This is a genomic window from Syntrophobacter fumaroxidans MPOB, assembly GCF_000014965.1.
Taxonomy (GTDB): Bacteria; Desulfobacterota; Syntrophobacteria; order Syntrophobacterales; family Syntrophobacteraceae; genus Syntrophobacter; species Syntrophobacter fumaroxidans.
The window spans coordinates 1,687,760-1,705,932 of record NC_008554.1 but is presented as its reverse complement, the minus strand read 5'-3'; the positions used below and the strand labels follow the sequence as shown (position 1 = coordinate 1,705,932).

Below are 18,173 nucleotides of genomic sequence, written 5' to 3'. Positions count from 1 at the left end.
GTAGTGAAGCCGTGATTGGTTCTATCGATGGGCAAATCCCCACTTATCTTTGAGTTGGTCGATCATCAGCAGGGTATTCTGGTGTCTCAACTCGGTCAGTGCCCCATCCTCCTCGACGATCCCCGCAAGACGTTCGAACACCCTTGCTTCCTGCAGCCGGCAGGCCAGCCGGATGGCGTTGGCAATGGCTGTGGCCCGGGATCGTCCGTGCGCCGCCACCACCGTCTTGCGGATCCCGAGCAGGGGCGCGCCACCCACGAATTCGTAATGATAGTCCCTCCGAAAACGTTCCAGAATCCGTCCCGCCCCTCCGGAGAAGTCCCGACCGTCGTGATTCGCCAGGGACTCCAGGAAACGACAGACGGTTTCGGAAAACCCCTCGTACATCTTCAGCAGCACGTTTCCGACGAAGCCGTCGCATATCACCGCATCGACCTTTCCGGCAAAGAGGTCGTTGGGTTCCACGTTGCCCGTGAATTCGAGACTGCATCGCCTCAAGAGAGCGAAGGCGCGCTGGACCGCCCTGTTGCCCTTGGCCGGTTCATGCCCGATGTTCAAGAGTCCGATGCGCGGGCGGTTCAAGCCCTCCTCGATCTTGAGATAGCAATGCGCGAGCACGGCCGACTGGGCCAGATGAATGGCAGTGGCTTCCGCGTGCGCTCCCGCATCGAGCAACAACAGTTTTCCGGAGGGGGTGGGCAAGGGCACCGCCATGGCAGGACGCCTGAGTCCAGGGATCAATCCCACCAGGTGCCTTGCCGCCGAGACGACGGCCGAGCTGTTTCCGGCGCTCACGACGGCATCGACTTCGTTCTCGGCCAAGAGGCGCATGGCTATGGTCAGGGACGCTTCCCGCTTCCTGCGAAGGGCCATGGGTCCGGCCTCTCCCATGCCAATGACCTGCGGGGCGTGAACCACTTTTAATGAGGTGCTGTCACCGGAGTGAGCCAAAAGACTGGAGAGTCGTGCTTCGTTGCCGATCACGAGGATATCGGCGGAGCATTGCGGTCCGGCCAGGAGCGCCCCTTCAATGAGCGCTTCGGGGGCATGATCCCCGCCCATGGCATCCACCGCAATCTTCATAAACCAGACCTTCCGACGACGGACCGCTCTGCCTATTCTTCCTCAAATTCCAGTACCGCTCGATCCCGGTAGTAGCCGCAGGCCGGGCAAACCCGGTGAGGCAGGCGCATTTCGTTGCACTGCGGGCACTTGGCCAGGGCAGGGCCGCTCAGGGCCAGATGGGCACGTCTTTTGTCGCGCCTGCCTTTGGATGTCTTTCTCTTAGGTACTCCCATTTTCGATTCTCCTTGGAAACCTCGTCCGATCCGCAATCCCGCGTGAGCTTCACGCGCGTGAAGGTGCGGCGGTTGTTTGACGTCCCCCCGGGCTCCCGGATGTCTCCGCAATCCGCTGAAAGCATGCAAAGAATCCCGCTGGTGCGGGATTCCGGTGCTCCTTACGAGCGAGGAGGACTGATACGAAAGACCCGCAACGGCGCGGGCCGGTTGATTCGATTGTCTTTCGTCCCTATTCTTCCCTCCAGCCCGGCAGCCGCGACTTGATGGCCTCGAGCCGGGAGAATGCCGAAGGTTCCTTCTCCATCGCGCAACGGCATTCCTCATCGTTCAGATTGACCCCGCACCGGGGGCAGATGCCGCGGCAGTCCTCGGAACAGAGCACCTTGAACGGCAACGCCAGGAAGATCTGTTCGGCCACCAACTGGTCGATCTCGATGATTTGACCGTCGAAGAATTCGAAGTCGAGCTCTTCGTCTTCCAGCTCGAGCTCCTCCTCCTGAGGAGCCTTTTCTTCCTCGAGGAGAAAGACGTCCACGGTTTCATCCATGGACCACTGGAAAGGTTTCAGGCACCGATGGCAACCCAGCCGCAAGACCCCCCTGATGGTCCCCGTGATGCGGATGTGGTCGATTCTTTTCTGAATTTCAAGGTCCACATTGACCGGCCGCACCAGCTCGATCTCGAAAGGATCCTCCGGAGGCAGGAACTGGCGCAGGTGGTCTTCATCCCAGTGGAAATGAAGAAACCTCCCCGATTCCGGTATTTCGTCGACTCGAATCCGCATGCCGCTTCCCTTCAGGATGTCAAAACAACTTAGTATACAGATCCGTGTCAAGTTGTCAATCAATTTGACAGGTCATCATCCCGAAGAAGCCGACGCCCATTACATGGGCCGCACCACCTTGCTCACCAGTTCCTCCCCGACGGCGGAAAAAACCTTGCGCCATCCCCCGATCGCGATCCCGCCGTGACCGAGGGAAACGCTCTGCTTCGATTCGGCCGACGCGATCACCCGGTCGCCTTCCTTGAGCTCGCATTTGGCCACGAGCACGGTGTTCCCCCAATAGGGCACCAGCATTCCTCTTGCAACGGCGCTTCCCTTTCTGTATTTCACCACTTGTGCTTCGATGGTGAGCGGAGGGTTGGGGGAATCCGGAGTCCAGAACATGCCCCGCTTCTTCAACGCATCGTCGAGGCCGCTCCAGAGCAACCCGATCACGTCCACGTCAAACAGTTCCCCCGTGCTGTTGGAAACGTCGACCACCCTGATCTTGGTCGGAGAATTCGGGGGAGGCCCGGTTGCGGTCGATGCCGCCGGTTCCTTGGACGATCCGCACGCACACAGAGAAAGCAGTACCAGACAACATGCCAGAACACGGATGATGCTTTTCATGCTTCCATTCCCTTCAGCCGGATGGTTCAGCAGAACTCTGAAATCCCAATTCCATTCGGCCTGCCCGATGCAGGCAGGCCGTCCTTTCCGTCAGGCGTTGCGACATACTGCCAGATGAGTGCCGAATGAGCAAGATTTCTGTTGCGCGGCGACCGGTTTTTCAAATGATTCCGCGAAGCGCCGAGCGGCCTGGAGCTTTTCGCGGCAGCGCGTGATTGAGTTTAGCCCGGTCCTGTGTTAAGCATTATTGCCCGGTTTTCGGCTGCAAGCCGAAATTTGGCGGTGCATACGGCAGGATGGAACGAAACATCCGGAGCGCAAGGTGTTTTCCCCCTCCTGCAAATCCGCTTCATACCGGGGTGCGTTCAAGATTACACAACACCCGCATGGCGGGAGGCGACGCGGGCGGGGATATACTCCGCCCCTTGCTACGGACCGACAGGCCGGTCGGGTTTCTGTCAGAGGTAGCAAGGGTAGGTGGCGCGGGCGGGGATAACCCCCTACGGACCGATAGGCCGGTCAGACGTAGCAAGGGGAGGGCTTTATGCCCTCCCGCCCGATGCACTCCTCTTGAACGCAATTATCCATGAGGCTGCGCTTCACCCGCGAAGCATGAAAACAGACTCCCGAGGGAATCTATTTTCTAGGTAATTCCCCATGTCGCCGGCGTCACCCGCGAAGCATGAAAATAGTTTCGGCCGGGAATCTATTTTCTAGGCAACCTAGTATCAATCGAAGCGGCAATCGGCATATTTCAAGGAGAACATGGTTTATGGAGCCCGTAATCACTCGATTCCCGCCAAGCCCAACCGGGGATCTGCATATCGGAGGGGCAAGGACGGCCTTGTTCAACTGGCTCTTCGCCCGCCATTTCGGCGGCAGATTCATCCTTCGCATTGAAGACACGGACCTCGTCCGGTCGACGGAATCGTCCATCAAGGCCATTCTCGACGCCATGGAATGGCTCTCCCTGGACTGGGACGAGGGACCGTACTATCAAACAAAGCGACTCGATGTCTACAAGGATTACCTTCAAAGAATGGTCGACGGCGGTGCCGCCTACTATTGCGACTGCGCGCCCGACGATCTCGAACGACGGCGCAAGAGCGCCATGGCAGAGGGGCGAAAGCCCAAGTACGACGGCAGGTGTCGGGATCGCGGGCTCGGTCCCGGGCCGGACAGAGTGCTCCGGTTCCGGTGTCCGGATTCGGGCACGACGGTGCTCAACGATATCATCAAGGGACCGATTTTTTTCGAGAACGCCGAGCTCGACGACCTCGTCCTCCAGCGCAGCGACGGCATGCCCACCTACAACTTCGCGGTGGTGGTGGATGACGTCACCATGAACATCACCCACGTCATTCGCGGGGATGACCATGTGAACAACACCCCGCGCCAGATCCTCATCTACCAGGCTCTCGGTGCCAGGCTGCCGTATTTCGCGCATGTTCCCATGATCCTGGGCGAGGATCGGGCGCGCCTGTCCAAGCGCCACGGGGCCACCTCGGTCATGGCCTACCGGGACATGGGGATCCTTCCGGAAGCGCTGATCAACTACCTGGTCCGACTCGGATGGTCTCACGGAGACCAGGAGATCTTCACCCGGCGGGAACTGATCGAAACCTTCAGCCTGGAAAACGTCGGCAAATCCGCCAGTGTGTTCAACCCGGAGAAGTTCTTGTGGCTGAACGCCCACTACCTGAGGGAAAGGAGCCCGGAGGCGCTGGTTCCCCTTTTGCAGCCGTTCCTTGACGCGAAGGGCTATCCTGCCCGGTCGCCCGAATACGTGGCCCGAGCGATTCCGACGCTGCAGCCCAGAGTGCGGACGCTGGTCGAGATGGCGGAGCAAATGCGGTTCTACCTGGTGGATGAAGTGGAATACGATCCGGAGGCGGCCCGAAAATTTCTGGTTTCCGCCATGCGCGAACCCTTCAATCGGCTTCTTGCGGAGCTGGCCGCACTGGACGGGTTTTCCCACGAGCGCCTGGAATCGGTTTTTCAGCAGATCGTTTCGGAACTGGGACTGAAGCTGGGAAAGGTCGCCCAACCCGTTCGAGTGGCCTTGACGGGAGGGACGGTGAGCCCCGGCCTGTTCGAGATCATCGACGTTCTGGGCAAGGACGCGGTGCTCAAGCGTCTGAACAACGCATTGCGGTTCATCGACCGGCAGGCAGGCTGACATTCGGGCGGCCGAGCCGCGGTGTCGATGCCGGGAAGCCGCGGGGGCGGGGGCGTCAATCACGGGAGGCCGGGTTTCCTCCCCCCGCCGGCGCGCGGGCGTCAGAGCCGATCTTGTATTATTGACCGAACTTCGTTCCTCCCCACCCGCCGGCGCGCGGGCGTCAGGCCGGATTCGGCGTGGCCGATCAAGTCGTAATCTCCCCCCCCGCGAGCGTCAGTGAATGGAGCTGTCCGGGACCAGTTTGTGCCAGAGAAGAAAGGACGCGTCCTTGACGGCTTCGAGCATGAGGCGTATGGAACGGGCAAGGTCCGCCCGGCCGCTTCCCCGGGTGATCTGGTAGTTCACGATCTTGGCCTGGTACCTCTCCGACACGCCGTTCAGAGTCTTCATCCCCCGGGTGTCCTTGGAAAGATCGATGCCGTGGGAAAACAGGAAGTTGAAGACCTCTCCCCCATCCGTCACCAGGAATAGATCCTCCCGCTCGCCGACCGTTCGCACAAAGATCTCGATGCGTTCATTGTTGGGCAGGCGCCAGTCCGTGGCGACCAGAAAACCGGTGCCCGTGGAAGTGACCTCCCACTCGGACGTCATTGCCTGCTCCATCAGCTGCTCCAGTTCCTTTACATTCATGCTCCGGCCACCTCCGGAAAGATTGTCCGCGGACAGCAACACCGTTCTCTGAAATGACATGAAAGCTCGACATCGGTCGAGCTCCCTGGAAATTCACGAAAGTTCGATCCACACTTCATACATGAAATCGCGAACTGGATCAACCGACTCCATCCGGTTGGGCCGCTTCTTTTACAGCGAGCTGCACATGCCCGCCACCCGCCTCACCGGGCCGGTTCATGAGATCGTGCATCCCTCACGCCGGCGCGACCACGCGGCGCAAAGGGATTCCCGGGTCCTCGCCGTGCCGGGGGAGAACCGACCATCACGGCGGCGAAATTCCGGCACATGACGAGAGTGTCGGTTTTGTTGCAATCGGAAGCTCCGCAGCCATGAAATCAACAAAAATGTGTCAAAGTATGATCCATTTCAATGAGATCAAACCTCCAATCCGCCTGGAGCAATCGCGCCGGCTGTTGACGGCAGGGTTTTTCGTTCAAAACCAATAATATATCAAAATCAATCTGTTAGCTCCGGATAAACGAGGGCTTCAACGCGCTGTGCGGTCTTCTCGATCCGTGCGCCAATGCCTGTTCGATCTCCAATGGCAAGCTTCCTGCTATTTGCCACTTCACGGGTGGAATCGAACCCGGTTCGGATGAGGTGTGCGGTCTTCATTCGTCTTCCGCGTGATGGGGTTTTCTTCGAGCATTCAACGAGGGGCTGAAAAAAATGAAAAAGCTGAGGTCAAGAGGGGTTGGCGCACTACTGGTTTTCTTCTTTGCATTCATGGGGTTAATGTGCGGGACTGCGCCGGCGGGAGCCGACGAACAGGGCGCGTGTGAGGACGTCAAGCTGACGGGAAGCGGGTCGGTCGATTTCCTCAGCCAGTATATCTGGAGGGGGTATGCGCTCAGCGCGGGCAGTGCGGTCATGCAGCCCTCGTTCACGCTGGGCTCGCATGGCTTCTCGTTCAACGTGTGGGGCAATTTCGATACCGCCCAGGAGTTGTTCTCGCGAGGAGCGAAGTGGAACGAGACCGATTTCACGGGTTCCTACTCGCGCGAGCTTTTCAAAAACTTCACGGGAACCGTGGGGACCATCTACTACAATCTGCCCAACGGCCGGTTCGACGCGCTGGAAGTGTACGGCGGGGTGTCGTACGCCTTTCCGTGGTTCACGGTTGGATTCACGACGTATCGCGAAGTGACCCACACGCCCGGGTGGTGGATGCAACTGGACCTTTCGCGCAATTTCCCGCTTCCTTGGTGCGGAATGAGCGTCGACCTGGGGATGACTTTCGGGTACCTGGTTCTGCTCGACGACGACACGCTGGTCCACCCCTCGGGCAGGCTGGATTCCTATTCCGCGTTCCATTCCGGGACGCTGAACGCCGGGCTGCGCATCCCGGTTCTCAAGTGGCTGACGCTCACTCCCAAGATCGGCTTCGCGTTTCCGCTCACCGGCGAAGCGGCGGACATCATCGAGGCGAATTCCTGGGACGGCGAGTCCAGCCACGTGTTCGGCGGTCTCAATATCACCGCGGCGTTCTGATTCCGGGCAGACTCCGGGTTCGATACAAAAAAGACCCGGTCCCGCCAAGGCGGGGCCGGGTCTTGTGCGTTCATCCGAGTTGTTTTCCACACATCCACGGCCGGGAGGTGATGCGGTCGGGGATAAACCTTGCCATTACGGGACTGTTACGCGGATCATACGTACAACGGGCGGGCTTTATGCCCGCCCGTCCGATGCACCCACCTCGAACGCAATTGCCCATGGGGGCTGCGACACCCGCGGAGCATGAAAACAGGCTCACCCGGGAGTCTATCTCCCAGGTGATTGCTCTATTTCGCTTTCTTGTACTTGACGGCCTGTCCCTTGGCGTCGGTCAGCGTCAGCGTGTCTCCGGCGACCTCCGCTCCGACCACAACCGTTCCCAGCCCTCCCAGGTTGAGCTGCAAATGTTTTGCGTCAAGCACGGTGTACGGAGCGGTTACGGAAGTCTCCCCGCTCACCAGGACCACCGTGCCCTTGGCGGTGAATTCGACCGTTTCGGCGCCCTCGATTTTCTGCCATTTTCCCGCCAGGTCCCAGCCTTGCTTGAGAGAACACGACGCGAGAGCGCACAGAACACTCAGGGCAATCAGGATACGAACCGTTTTCATTGAATCTCCTCCATAGATTGTGGTTTGAAGAGCGGAAAGAAACCGGATCGCGGACGACGGAGCCTGACGGGGCGATCCGCGCTGCGGCCTCCTCTCCGGAACCGCCCGGATGCGTTCGTGCGCGGGTGAGGGGGTGGATTGTCGCAGACGGGCGGTGAATGACGGATGATCCCCGTTTACACTTTTTCGGCGTCGGTGTCCATCCGGAAGTCCGACGCGGCAGACGACTTCGGGGCGAGAACGCCTCGATTTTTCCGGGGGTGGCGCCGTGTTCGGCATCCGGCTTTCAGGGGGCGGGAGTTTCGTGAGGATTTACCGGCGAAGGCATATAGGATATAAATCAATTTTCCCCGGGAAGGGACACGATCGGAGCTCGAGCGTGACCCGGGACCCGGGGCGCGGTAGCCGGGGCGGCCTTGAGGCACCGACGGGCGGTGCCCCCGCCATTGATCCTTCCCTCAAATTTGTTCAGGGTACCTGGTGTCTATGACGAAAATAAGGAATTTCAGCATCATCGCTCACATAGACCACGGAAAATCCACGCTGGCGGACCGGTTGATACAGCGTGCGGGCCTCGTGACCGACCGACAGTTCCGGGATCAGATTCTCGATAACATGGATATCGAGCGGGAACGCGGGATCACCATCAAGAGCCAGACGGTCACGCTGCCGTACCGGAGCCGCAACGGCGAAGAAGTCGAGCTCAACCTGATCGATACCCCGGGGCATGTGGATTTCTCCTATGAGGTGTCCCGCGCCCTGGCCTCCTGCGAGGGGGTCCTGCTGCTGGTGGACGCTTCGCAGGGAGTGCAGGCGCAAACGCTCGCAAATCTCTACGCCGCCATGGAACACGATCTCACGATCATTCCGGTGATCAACAAGATCGATCTGCTCTCGGCCGACATCGAAAACACCAGGGCGCAGATTGAAAGTGAGCTCGGTCTGGATTCAAGCCAGGCGGTGCTGTGTTCCGCAAAGGAGGGCAGGGGGATCGACGACGTCCTGGAGGCCGTCGTCGATCGGATCCCGCCTCCGTCGGGGAAGCTCGATGCCCCGCTTTCCGCCCTCATTTTCGACGCGCACTACGACTCCTTTCGGGGCACTATCGTGGCCTGCCGCGTGTTTGACGGGTCGGTTCGTCCCGGGGACGTCATCCGCTTCATGTCCAACGGGGCGACCTACAAGGTGGAGGAAGTCGGCGTCTTTCGGTTGTCGAGAGAGCCCAAGAAGGAGTTGCGGGCCGGAATGGTCGGGTACGTCATATCGGGCGTCAAAACGGTGAGCGACACGAGGGTGGGCGACACGATCACCCTGGATTCCAACCCGGTCCCGGCGCCTCTTCCCGGTTTCAAGGAAGTCAAGCCCGTGGTGTTTTCCTCGATTTACCCGATTTCCTCCGACGATTATCTCTCCCTGGCTGATTCCCTCGAGAAGTACAAGCTCAACGACGCCGCCCTGATCTACCAGAAGGACTCATCGGTTGCCCTGGGGCAGGGGTTTCGCTGCGGCTTCCTGGGACTGCTGCACCTCGAGATCGTCCAGGAGCGCCTCGAACGTGAATACGACCAGTCCATCATCATGACCTTCCCGAGCGTGCAGTACGTGCTGACCCTTGAAGACGGCAGCACGACGATGGTCGACAACCCGCAGTACTACCCGGATCCCATCAGGATCCGAACTTCGGCCGAGCCCTTCATCAAGGCCTCGATCATCATTCCCGAACGGTACATGGGCGCCGTGATGAAATTGTGCCTCGACAAGCGCGGAGTGAACCCGCGTTTCAACTACCCGACCCCCGGGCGGATCGAGATCTCCATGGAAATGCCCCTGGCCGAGGTGGTTTTCGATTTCTACGACAAGCTGAAGACGGTCACCCAGGGATACGGCTCCTTCGACTACGACCTGATCGAACACCGGGTGAGCGACCTGGTCAAGCTCGACATCCTGGTGAACAGCGAGAAAGTCGATGCCCTGTCGCTGATCGTCCACCGGGAACGCGCTCGGGAATGGGCCGTGCAGGTTTGCGACCGGCTCAAGGAGGAAATCCCCCGGCACCAGTTCAAGATCGCCATCCAGGGTGCCATAGGAGGGAAGATCATCGCGCGGTCCACGGTCAACGCCTTTCGCAAGGACGTGACCGCAAAGTGCTACGGCGGCGACATCTCTCGGAAGAGAAAGCTGCTCGAAAAACAGAAGAAAGGCAAGAAGCGGATGAAAATGGTGGGGTCCGTGATGATCCCCCAGAGCGCCTTCGTTGCCGTCCTGAAAGCCGACAATGAGTAGTGTCGAAGCAGCCGGCCTGTACGTTCACATTCCCTTTTGCCGGTCCAAATGCCCCTATTGTGATTTCTATTCCACGACGTCCCTGGAGCTCCTGCCGCTCTGGCTGGAAGCCGTTGTAAAGGAAATCGACGGATACCGGGGACGGTTCGCGCTCTTCGATTCCCTCTATCTCGGCGGCGGGACCCCCTCGCTCGTCGATGCGGCCCGCCTGGGAGCGCTCATCGACCATCTTCGTCGTGCTTTTTCCTTTTCCGACGACACGGAAATCACCCTCGAAGCCAACCCGGACGATATCACTCCCGGCAGGCTCCGGGAGGTTCTCGACCTCGGAGTGAACCGGATCAGCCTCGGAGTGCAGTCCCTCGACGAAGGAGAGCTCCGCCTCCTGAAACGAAGGCACACCGCCCTGCAGGCGGAAGAAGCCCTGGCTATCATCCGGTCCGCCGGTTTCGAGAACGTCGGCATCGACCTCATCTATGGTCTCCCGGGGCAAACCGTGCCGGGATGGCTGAAGACCCTCGACCGGGCGCTCGGGTTCGGCCCCGAACATTTGTCCTGCTACCAGATGACCTACGAGGAAGGAACCCTTTTCGGGAAAAAGCTGAAGAAAGGCACAATGCGCCCCCTCGGCGAAGACGTGGAAAGAGCGTTCTTTCTGCGGACTTCGCGATTCCTGGAAAAGCGCGGCTACCTGCACTACGAAATCTCGAATTTCGCCCGAGCGCCGGAATTCGTCTCGCGGCACAACCGAAAGTACTGGCGCCGCGTCCCCTGCCTCGGGCTGGGGCCGTCGGCGCATTCCTTCGACAATGATTCAAGGTGGTGGAACGTGAGGTCGGTCTCGGACTATGCGCGCAGGCTGATGTCCGGGCAATCGCCCGTCGCCGGTCGCGAGATCCTGACCCCGGAGCAGGTTCAACTGGAGCGGCTCTCCCTCGGCTTGAGGACCAGCGACGGCGTTCCCCTGGAAACGTTTGCTTCGTGCGCGGACTACAGCGGGGTTCTGACCCGTTTGAGCGATTCGGGATTGATCGAGATCAGGGGCGGTTCCGTCGTGCCGACCAGGAAGGGGTTCCTGGTTGCCGACGGGCTTGCCCTGTTGTTCTGATACGGATTTACCTAGAAAATAGATTCCCGGGTGAGTCTGTTTTCATGCTTCGCGGGTGTCGCAGGGGGCATGGATAATTACCTAGAAAATAGACTCCCGGGTGAGTCTGTTTTCATGCTTCGCGGGTGTCGCAGGGGGCATGGATAATTGCGTTCAAAATGATACTTTAAAAGCGTGGGGGACGTATCCCCCCCACCCCCACGCCGCTTCGCGGCTCCGTGTGGCGCTGCGGCGGCGGCCTTCGGCCAGTCGCCGACAGCGCCGAGCACTCGGCCTCACGCGCTTGCGCGTGTGGCCGAAACTTGGGGGGTGCGGGGGAATCATTCCCCCGCTCTTTTGTGCTTGAAAGATCCATCTTGCTCGCAACTTCGTATGAGGCAGCGGCGGGCCGGGCGGGAGCGCTGGGGATGCCGCCGTCGCGAATGAAGCGCGAGGCTCGGAACGTCCAGGGTGTCGGGCGTCCGGCTGGGGCCGGCGCCGGGTTGGCCTCAAGGAGGCCGACGGGGTGCATTCATCGATTGCCGCCGTGAAGGAATCGGGAATCACAGGGAGAAAATCATGCTGATCACTGAGATGCTGGCCAGGAACGCCCGGCTGTACCCCGACGAGGTCGCCCTTGTGGAACGGGATCCCGCCCAAAAATCGCGCAGGGAGATCTCCTGGAGGACGTTCGACGAGCAGGCCAACCGCGTCGCCACCGCGCTGCTCCAAAGAGGGGTGGGTAAGGGCGACCGGGTCGTGCACCTGCTGATGAATTGCCTGGAATGGCTGCCCATCTACTTCGGGATATTGCGCACGGGCGCCTTGGCGGTGCCTCTCAACTTCAGATTCGACGCGGCCGCCATCGAACGCTGCGTCCAGGTGACCGAGGCCGGGACCTTCTTCTTCGGTCCCGAGTTCGTGGACCGCGTGAACGCCGTCAGGGAAAGACTCGACACCGTGAAGAGCTACGTGTTCGTGGGACCCGACGAGGTCCGGCCGGACTACGCCGAAGACTACGGCGCTTTCCTCGCGTCCGGCTCCGCGCTCGATCCCCGGGTCGACCTCAATACCCTGGACGACGCGGCCCTCTACTTCACCTCGGGCACCACCGGCAGTCCCAAGGCGACCCTTCTCACGCATCGAAACCTGGAATTCGCCTGTTACGCCGAAAACAGCCACCACCATCAGACGCATGCGGACAACTTCCTGTGCATTCCTCCCCTCTATCATACGGGCGCCAAGATGCACTGGTTCGGAAACCTCATCGTCGGCGCCAGGGCCGTCGTGCTCAGGGGCACGGAACCCCGGTGGATCCTGGAGGCGGTGTCCGAGGAAAAAGTGACCATCGTGTGGCTCCTGGTGCCGTGGGCGCTGGACATCCTGTTCGCCGTGGAGAACCGGGACGTCAAGCTCAGTCACTACAATCTGCGGCAATGGCGCCTGATGCATATCGGCGCCCAGCCCGTCCCGCCGAGCCTGGTCAAGCAGTGGAAAAAAGTGTTTCCCCACCACCAGTACGACACCAACTACGGCCTGACGGAATGCACGGGACCGGGGTGCGTGCACCTGGGGGTGGAGAACATGCACAAGGTCGGGGCCATCGGCGTTCCAGGCTTTGATTGGGAAATCAAGATCGTGAGCTCCGGGCGCGAACCGGTGGCAAAGGGTGAAATCGGCGAGCTGGCGGTCAAGGGGCCGGGGGTCATGAAGGAATACTACCGCAATCCCGAAGCCACCCGGGAGGTGCTCGACGACGGGTGGCTGTTCACGGGCGACATGGCCCGCCAGGACGAGGACGGGTTCATCTGGCTGGTGGACAGGAAGAAGGACGTCATCATAACCGGTGGAGAAAACATCTACCCGGTGGAAATCGAGGATTTTTTGCAGGCGCACCCCAAGATCCGGGATGTTGCGGTCATCGGCCTTCCCAGCGCGCGCCTGGGGGAGTTGGCCACGGCGGTGGTCCAGGTGAAGACGGGGCAGGAGCTCACCGAGCGGGAGGTCATGGACTTTTGCGAGGGGCTGCCCCGGTACAAGCGGCCGCGCAGGATCATCTTTGCGGCGGTGCCCCGCAACCCGACCGGAAAAATAGAGAAACCCCTGCTCAGAAAACGGTATGCCGGAACCGAGCAGAGCTTCAGCCTGTAACGATGCCCGGCGGGTTTGGGGGACGCGGGGATCCGTTCGCCGTACGTTTTCATTAAAATGACGCTATTTCGTTATTTTCCGGGTTCGCGGTCGCATGGTCATCCAAAAAGATGAGTGATGAACGGCTGGACCTTGTGCAACAAATGTAACCGAGTGCAGATTTTGTAATCGGGATTCGCGGCGGTCGGCGATGACGCGGGGCCTCGACGCGCCCGGCCCGGCGTCCGAGAGCCGGGCCGGGGAGCGATCCCGGCGGGCTCATGCGGTGTTTGCGTTCAAAATGATACTCTAAAAGCGTGGGGGACGTATCCCCCACACCCCCACGCCGCTTCGCGGCTCCGTGTGTCGCTGCGGCGGCGGCCTTCGGCCAGTCGCCGACAGCGCCGAGCACTCGGCCTCACGCGCTTGCGCGTGTGGCCGAAACTTGGGGGGTGCGGGGGAATCATTCCCCCGCTCTTTTGTGCTTGAAAGATCCATCTTGAACGCAATTATCCATGCCCCCTGCGACACCCGCGAAGCATGAAAACAGACTCACCCGGGAATCTATCTTCTAGGTAACTTCGTATTATGCGGTGTTTGCGCCGGTTCGGGGCGGAGTGCGGCGTGTCGGCTGGATCGGCGCTCGAAATCCCGGAAACCGGAGCGGTTTTTCAGGGCTTTGCGCCCGCGGGATGATCTTTGAGAATCGGGGCAGGGCAAGATGGAACGCTTATTGCTTTCATGAGTTCACCCGAAAGAGGATGTATCGCTGCGATGAAACCGGAGCCTCCGGTGGAGGAGCGAAGTCCGTTTCACAAGGGGATGGAAGGAAGTCGCGGACGAACGGGCGTTCGCCGGGATGATCCCTTGGATGAGCGGCTCCTTTTTCGATGCGGAGAGGAATTCCGTGTAACTGGATGTCATTGGACATACAAGGAGAGGGTACATGAACAAACTGAAGTGGTTAGGATTGATCCTGGTTTTTCTTGTTGCGGCGGCGCCTGCCGTCCACGCCCAGCCTCAGGCTTCCGAGGACGACGAGGCCGTGCTGGTGGGGAGGATATCCCACGTGGAAGGCCAGTTGCTGCGATATGTTCCGGACGAGAAGGACTGGGTGGCCACGGTGCAGGATGCGCCGTTCGGGCTGGACGACGCCCTGTATTCGGATCAGGACGGCAAGGCGGAGTTCATCATGCCCAACAACAGCTGGGCGAGGATCAGCGGGGACACGCAGATCCAGCTGATCACGCTCAAGCCCGACGCGACGGTCATCGACGTCGCTTCCGGCGTCACGCGCTTCTATGACAAGAGCTCCGAGGCCGTGATCCAGGCGACGACTCCTTTCGGCTACGTGATGGCGCAACCCGGAGCGGTATTCGACCTCTACGTGGGGGATCAATCCGCCGAGGTGATTGCGATCAAGGGTGACGTGGACTTCGTTCACAACGCGACGGGGACCAAGTACGAGGTCCTTCCCGGCGCGTCCTCCATCGTTGCGGACGAGCGGGAAGTGGCATCGGGCGAAGGCAATGTGGATGCCGACTGGGACGACTGGAACGCGAACCGCGACGCCCTGTGGTCGAAGCGGATGACGGTGCGCGGCGATTCCGTCAAGTACCTGCCGCCCGCCATTCAGGACGATGCGTACGCCCTGGACGAGAGCGGGCGTTGGGAGGAAGTCGAGTACGAAGGCCGGCGCCAGAGGCTCTGGAGGCCCGTGCGCGTCGAGCGGGACTGGGCTCCTTTCACGGCCGGGCGCTGGACGGTGTGGAACGAGGACAACACCTGGGTTCCTGAAGAGCCGTTCGGATACGTCACCCATCACTACGGCAACTGGGTGATGGTGGGCAATGCGTGGTTCTGGGCGCCTCCTGTGGTGAGAGTCCGCGTGACGCCGGGCGTGGTCGGATTCGGGTGGTATCCCGGACGCGTGGCGTGGATCGGCACCGGGGCGCAGGTCGGCTGGATTCCGCTGGCCCCTATGGAGCCGTACTATTGTCATCGGCGCTGGGGACCGCGGGCGGTCGTGGTGACCAACGTGGCCGCTGTCCGCATCAACATCGGAAGCTACAGGTGGTACAACCGCGCCGTGGTGGTGAACCACAATAATTTCTACGGCGTGAGGAACTACCGGAACGTGAGGGTGACGAACATCAACCATACCACCATCATCAACAACTTCCGGGGAGCTCCGGTGGTGAACAACACGGTCGTCAACAACTACAATACCGACCGCAGGCGCTACAACTTCAGCAACGTCAACGTGGTGAGGAAGCCTCACCAGACGGTGGTGAACCGGATCGTGCAAAACGAGCGGCTGGCGAAGCAGGAATCGCCGCGGATGAACGCCGCCCTCATCCGGCAGAACGCCGCGAACGCAAGGAAGGCCGCTCCGGTGCAGAAAGCCGTGGTGGAACGGCCAAGGATCACCAACAAGGTGGTTTCGGCCGGCGAAGTGAACAAACCGGCTTCCGAGGTGCGGTTCCAACAAAGGGAAATCAAGCAGAGGGTCCGGCCGGCCGCGGAAGTCAGGGGTCGGGGATCGGATGCTCCCACGGCGGGTCCGCGAACGGTACCCGGCCAGGTCCAGCCGGCCAGGCCCGGTGACGGAGGGCCGGCAGGCAGACGGGAAGTGACGAAACCCGGCGGGCAGCTTCAACCGGCCAGGCCCGGCGAGCAGGTTCAGCCCGGCAGACCGGGTACGGGACGAGAGGTTTCGGAACCGAGGGGTCCCCGGCAGCCCGAGCAGAGAATAAAGCGGGACGAGCCTTCGCAGCAGGGCCCGGGACAGCGGCCGCAGCTCCAGGATCAGCGACGCCCGCCGGCACAGGATGACCGGAGGACGATCAAGCCTCAGGAGCAGCAGCCGCAGCGCAGGCCGGACATGCAGGAACAAAAACGGCCCGGCGTGCAGGAGCAAAGAAGGCCGCAAATGCAGGAACAGCGACGCCCGGAGGTGCAGGAGCAAAGAAGGCCTCAGGTACAGGAACAGCGGCGGCCGCCGGCGCAGGACGATCGGAGGACGATCAAGCCTCAGGAGCAGCAGCCGCAGCGCAGGCCGGAAGTTCAGGAACAGAGACGGCCCCAGGTGCAGGAACAACGCAGGCCGCAAATGCAGGAACAGCGACGGCCCCAGGTTCAGGAACAACGCAGGCCCCAAATGCAGGAACAGAGGCCCGGGGCTCAGCAGCCAAGACAGCAGCAGGGCGTTCAGCAGCCAAGGCCTCAGCAGGGGCAGCAGCCCCAGCATGGGCAGCAGCAGGGCCCAGCCGGCAAGAAAAAGGCTGATGAGAAACCTTGACGGCATGCGAGCGATAACGCGGCTCTGAACGACAGTACGGCTGCGGGTGATAACGCGGGTGTTAGCGATAACGCGGCCACAGGTAAGTTGAAACGACAAACCCCGACCTGATAGCGGGCCCTCCCCGGGAAGCACAAGACTTTCCGGGGGAGGGCTCATTTTTTGAATCCCACCACATTCGTTCACGCCCATGAGCCCGGGTTCGTTGCCGGGTGTTTCCAAGCAAGGCCCGCGCGGTGTTTCGGCTGAACCCCGAACCCGGAAACATTTACTCTACATTCCCGTGAAGCTGACAACGAGCCGAAAGGGCTTGCTTACGGTCCTCTCAAATCGGGACTCTGTCTCCGTCCCGTGATCCTGCGCCAGCCCCATCGGATTACCGGGAAGTCTCAATCCCCTCAAATCGGGGCTCTGTCTCCGTCAAAGCGATTGCCAACTTCGAGCGGGCCTACGCCGCGTCTCAATCCCCTCAAATCGGGGCTCTGTCTCCGTCGCAAGAACCAGTTCGATTGGGACAAGGCTATTCGCGCGTCTCAATCCCCTCAAATCGGGGCTCTGTCTCCGTCACAAGAACCAGTTCGATTGGGACAAGGCTATTCGCGCGTCTCAATCCCCTCAAATCGGGGCTCTGTCTCCGTCACAAGATTAAAGGTGTTGCCAAATCTCAATTGCAGAAGTCTCAATCCCCTCAAATCGGGGCTCTGTCTCCGTCGCCAATGCCTTTAAAGTAGATCAGGAAAAAATCAAAGTCTCAATCCCCTCAAATCGGGGCTCTGTCTCCGTCCTGAACACCCCGAAGGAGGTCGAGCATGACGAAGCAGTCTCAATCCCCTCAAATCGGGGCTCTGTCTCCGTCCTGAACACCCCGAAGGAGGTCGAGCATGACGAAGCAGTCTCAATCCCCTCAAATCGGGGCTCTGTCTCCGTCTTTAAGACTTTGGACCCGTTCTCTTTTCGGATCAGTCTCAATCCCCTCAAATCGGGGCTCTGTCTCCGTCTTATTGGGATAAAGAACGCGTTCGGGATGCCATGGAGTCTCAATCCCCTCAAATCGGGGCTCTGTCTCCGTCAGATTATTACACCGGATCGGGGCACAAACAGGCCAAGTCTCAATCCCCTCAAATCGGGGCTCTGTCTCCGTCACTCTCGAACGAGTCGAGCCCTGCCGAGCGTTGGGAGTCTCAATCCCCTCAAATCGGGGCTCTGTCTCCGTCGGACGTCATGGCCGCCCTGAGAGCGGCCGGAATTATGTCTCAATCCCCTCAAATCGGGGCTCTGTCTCCGTCGATGCCGATCGGTTCTTGACGAGGCTCGACTCTCTGTCTCAATCCCCTCAAATCGGGGCTCTGTCTCCGTCTATTAATTATGATGGTGATCTTGATGACATCAATCAAGTCTCAATCCCCTCAAATCGGGGCTCTGTCTCCGTCCAAGCCTTCACAGTCAGAAACGAATCCGTCCTGGAGTCTCAATCCCCTCAAATCGGGGCTCTGTCTCCGTCAAATATGCGTTCTTTCACAGTCAGAAACGAATCCGTCATGTCTCAATCCCCTCAAATCGGGGCTCTGTCTCCGTCAGACGGCACTGGTTTGCGACGGTGAATCTGGGGCACGTCTCAATCCCCTCAAATCGGGGCTCTGTCTCCGTCCTCGCGCCCTCGTGGATTTGTACGTCTACGAGGGGTTGTCTCAATCCCCTCAAATCGGGGCTCTGTCTCCGTCC

At 60.3% G+C, this 18,173-nt stretch carries 13 protein-coding genes and 1 CRISPR repeat array (1 of these 14 cut by a window edge); of the genes, 6 read left to right on the top strand and 7 right to left on the bottom strand.

What is annotated here, in order from left to right; genetic code table 11:
• Nucleotides 1-21 precede the first annotated feature (21 nt).
• The 4 genes from plsX to SFUM_RS07110 all read right to left on the bottom strand — a co-directional run bounded on the left by plsX (nt 22) and on the right by SFUM_RS07110 (nt 2,694).
• Entirely contained in the window at nt 22-1,083 is a 1,062-nt protein-coding gene (plsX, locus tag SFUM_RS07125; RefSeq protein ID WP_011698232.1) for a phosphate acyltransferase PlsX, read from the bottom strand.
• Between the two features lie 32 nt (nt 1,084-1,115).
• Complete coding sequence (gene rpmF / locus SFUM_RS07120) at nt 1,116-1,298, bottom strand: 50S ribosomal protein L32 (protein WP_011698231.1); 183 nt, start codon at nt 1,296-1,298, stop codon at nt 1,116-1,118.
• A 232-nt stretch (nt 1,299-1,530) separates the two neighbouring features.
• The gene (locus SFUM_RS07115; RefSeq protein WP_011698230.1) at nt 1,531-2,085 is read right to left on the bottom strand and encodes a YceD family protein; all 555 of its coding nucleotides are present in this window, start codon (nt 2,083-2,085) and stop codon (nt 1,531-1,533) included.
• 99 nt (nt 2,086-2,184) lie between these two features.
• Entirely contained in the window at nt 2,185-2,694 is a 510-nt protein-coding gene (locus SFUM_RS07110) for a hypothetical protein (protein WP_011698229.1), read from the bottom strand.
• A 772-nt stretch (nt 2,695-3,466) separates the two neighbouring features.
• Between SFUM_RS07110 and gltX the strand changes: the two genes are divergently transcribed.
• The gene (gene gltX / locus SFUM_RS07105; RefSeq protein WP_011698228.1) at nt 3,467-4,873 is read left to right on the top strand and encodes a glutamate--tRNA ligase; all 1,407 of its coding nucleotides are present in this window, start codon (nt 3,467-3,469) and stop codon (nt 4,871-4,873) included.
• 216 nt (nt 4,874-5,089) lie between these two features.
• On the opposite strand, the gene SFUM_RS07100 is transcribed toward gltX, so the two are convergent.
• Together SFUM_RS07100 and SFUM_RS23100 are read right to left on the bottom strand one after the other, a co-directional pair.
• Entirely contained in the window at nt 5,090-5,506 is a 417-nt protein-coding gene (locus tag SFUM_RS07100) for a hypothetical protein (protein WP_011698227.1), read from the bottom strand.
• A gap of 498 nt (nt 5,507-6,004) precedes the next feature.
• Nucleotides 6,005-6,163 (bottom strand): hypothetical protein, encoded by a 159-nt coding sequence (locus tag SFUM_RS23100; RefSeq protein ID WP_153307204.1) that lies wholly within the window; start codon nt 6,161-6,163, stop codon nt 6,005-6,007.
• 54 nt (nt 6,164-6,217) lie between these two features.
• On the opposite strand from SFUM_RS23100, the gene SFUM_RS21550 reads away from it, so the two are divergent.
• On the top strand, nt 6,218-7,039 hold the full coding sequence (locus SFUM_RS21550; RefSeq protein WP_011698225.1) for a TorF family putative porin: 822 nt from the start codon (nt 6,218-6,220) through the stop codon (nt 7,037-7,039).
• A 290-nt stretch (nt 7,040-7,329) separates the two neighbouring features.
• On the opposite strand, the gene SFUM_RS07090 is transcribed toward SFUM_RS21550, so the two are convergent.
• Nucleotides 7,330-7,650, bottom strand: a complete 321-nt coding sequence (locus SFUM_RS07090; RefSeq protein ID WP_011698224.1) for a hypothetical protein — start codon at nt 7,648-7,650, stop codon at nt 7,330-7,332.
• Nucleotides 7,651-8,136: 486 nt separating this feature from the next.
• Between SFUM_RS07090 and lepA the strand changes: the two genes are divergently transcribed.
• The 4 genes from lepA (at nt 8,137) to SFUM_RS07065 (ending at nt 16,451) form a co-directional block, all read left to right on the top strand.
• The gene (lepA, locus tag SFUM_RS07085) at nt 8,137-9,933 is read left to right on the top strand and encodes a translation elongation factor 4 (RefSeq protein WP_011698223.1); all 1,797 of its coding nucleotides are present in this window, start codon (nt 8,137-8,139) and stop codon (nt 9,931-9,933) included.
• Complete coding sequence (hemW, locus tag SFUM_RS07080; protein ID WP_011698222.1) at nt 9,926-11,041, top strand: radical SAM family heme chaperone HemW; 1,116 nt, start codon at nt 9,926-9,928, stop codon at nt 11,039-11,041. Before lepA ends, hemW begins: the two co-directional genes overlap by 8 nt.
• A gap of 558 nt (nt 11,042-11,599) precedes the next feature.
• Complete coding sequence (locus SFUM_RS07075) at nt 11,600-13,171, top strand: class I adenylate-forming enzyme family protein (protein WP_011698221.1); 1,572 nt, start codon at nt 11,600-11,602, stop codon at nt 13,169-13,171.
• 925 nt (nt 13,172-14,096) lie between these two features.
• Nucleotides 14,097-16,451: a DUF6600 domain-containing protein gene (locus tag SFUM_RS07065; protein WP_011698219.1), complete on the top strand. Its 2,355-nt coding sequence runs from the start codon at nt 14,097-14,099 to the stop codon at nt 16,449-16,451.
• 313 nt (nt 16,452-16,764) lie between these two features.
• A CRISPR array of direct repeats spans nt 16,765-18,173; the repeat unit is 36 nt; unit sequence GTCTCAATCCCCTCAAATCGGGGCTCTGTCTCCGTC; it runs 3,634 nt beyond the window's last position.

Bases quoted from the DNA above. Each gene is read 5' to 3' on its own strand.
- SFUM_RS07100 (WP_011698227.1), bottom strand. From the start codon at position 5,506: ATGAATGTAAAGGAACTGGAGCAGCTGATGGAGCAGGCAATGACGTCC.
- SFUM_RS07115 (WP_011698230.1), bottom strand. From the start codon at position 2,085: ATGCGGATTCGAGTCGACGAAATACCGGAATCGGGGAGGTTTCTTCAT.
- SFUM_RS21550 (WP_011698225.1), top strand. From the start codon at position 6,218: ATGAAAAAGCTGAGGTCAAGAGGGGTTGGCGCACTACTGGTTTTCTTC.
- SFUM_RS07090 (WP_011698224.1), bottom strand. From the start codon at position 7,650: ATGAAAACGGTTCGTATCCTGATTGCCCTGAGTGTTCTGTGCGCTCTC.
- SFUM_RS23100 (WP_153307204.1), bottom strand. From the start codon at position 6,163: ATGAAGACCGCACACCTCATCCGAACCGGGTTCGATTCCACCCGTGAA.
- hemW (WP_011698222.1), top strand. From the start codon at position 9,926: ATGAGTAGTGTCGAAGCAGCCGGCCTGTACGTTCACATTCCCTTTTGC.
- rpmF (WP_011698231.1), bottom strand. From the start codon at position 1,298: ATGGGAGTACCTAAGAGAAAGACATCCAAAGGCAGGCGCGACAAAAGA.
- SFUM_RS07075 (WP_011698221.1), top strand. From the start codon at position 11,600: ATGCTGATCACTGAGATGCTGGCCAGGAACGCCCGGCTGTACCCCGAC.
- SFUM_RS07110 (WP_011698229.1), bottom strand. From the start codon at position 2,694: ATGAAAAGCATCATCCGTGTTCTGGCATGTTGTCTGGTACTGCTTTCT.
- lepA (WP_011698223.1), top strand. From the start codon at position 8,137: ATGACGAAAATAAGGAATTTCAGCATCATCGCTCACATAGACCACGGA.
- gltX (WP_011698228.1), top strand. From the start codon at position 3,467: ATGGAGCCCGTAATCACTCGATTCCCGCCAAGCCCAACCGGGGATCTG.
- plsX (WP_011698232.1), bottom strand. From the start codon at position 1,083: ATGAAGATTGCGGTGGATGCCATGGGCGGGGATCATGCCCCCGAAGCG.
- SFUM_RS07065 (WP_011698219.1), top strand. From the start codon at position 14,097: ATGAACAAACTGAAGTGGTTAGGATTGATCCTGGTTTTTCTTGTTGCG.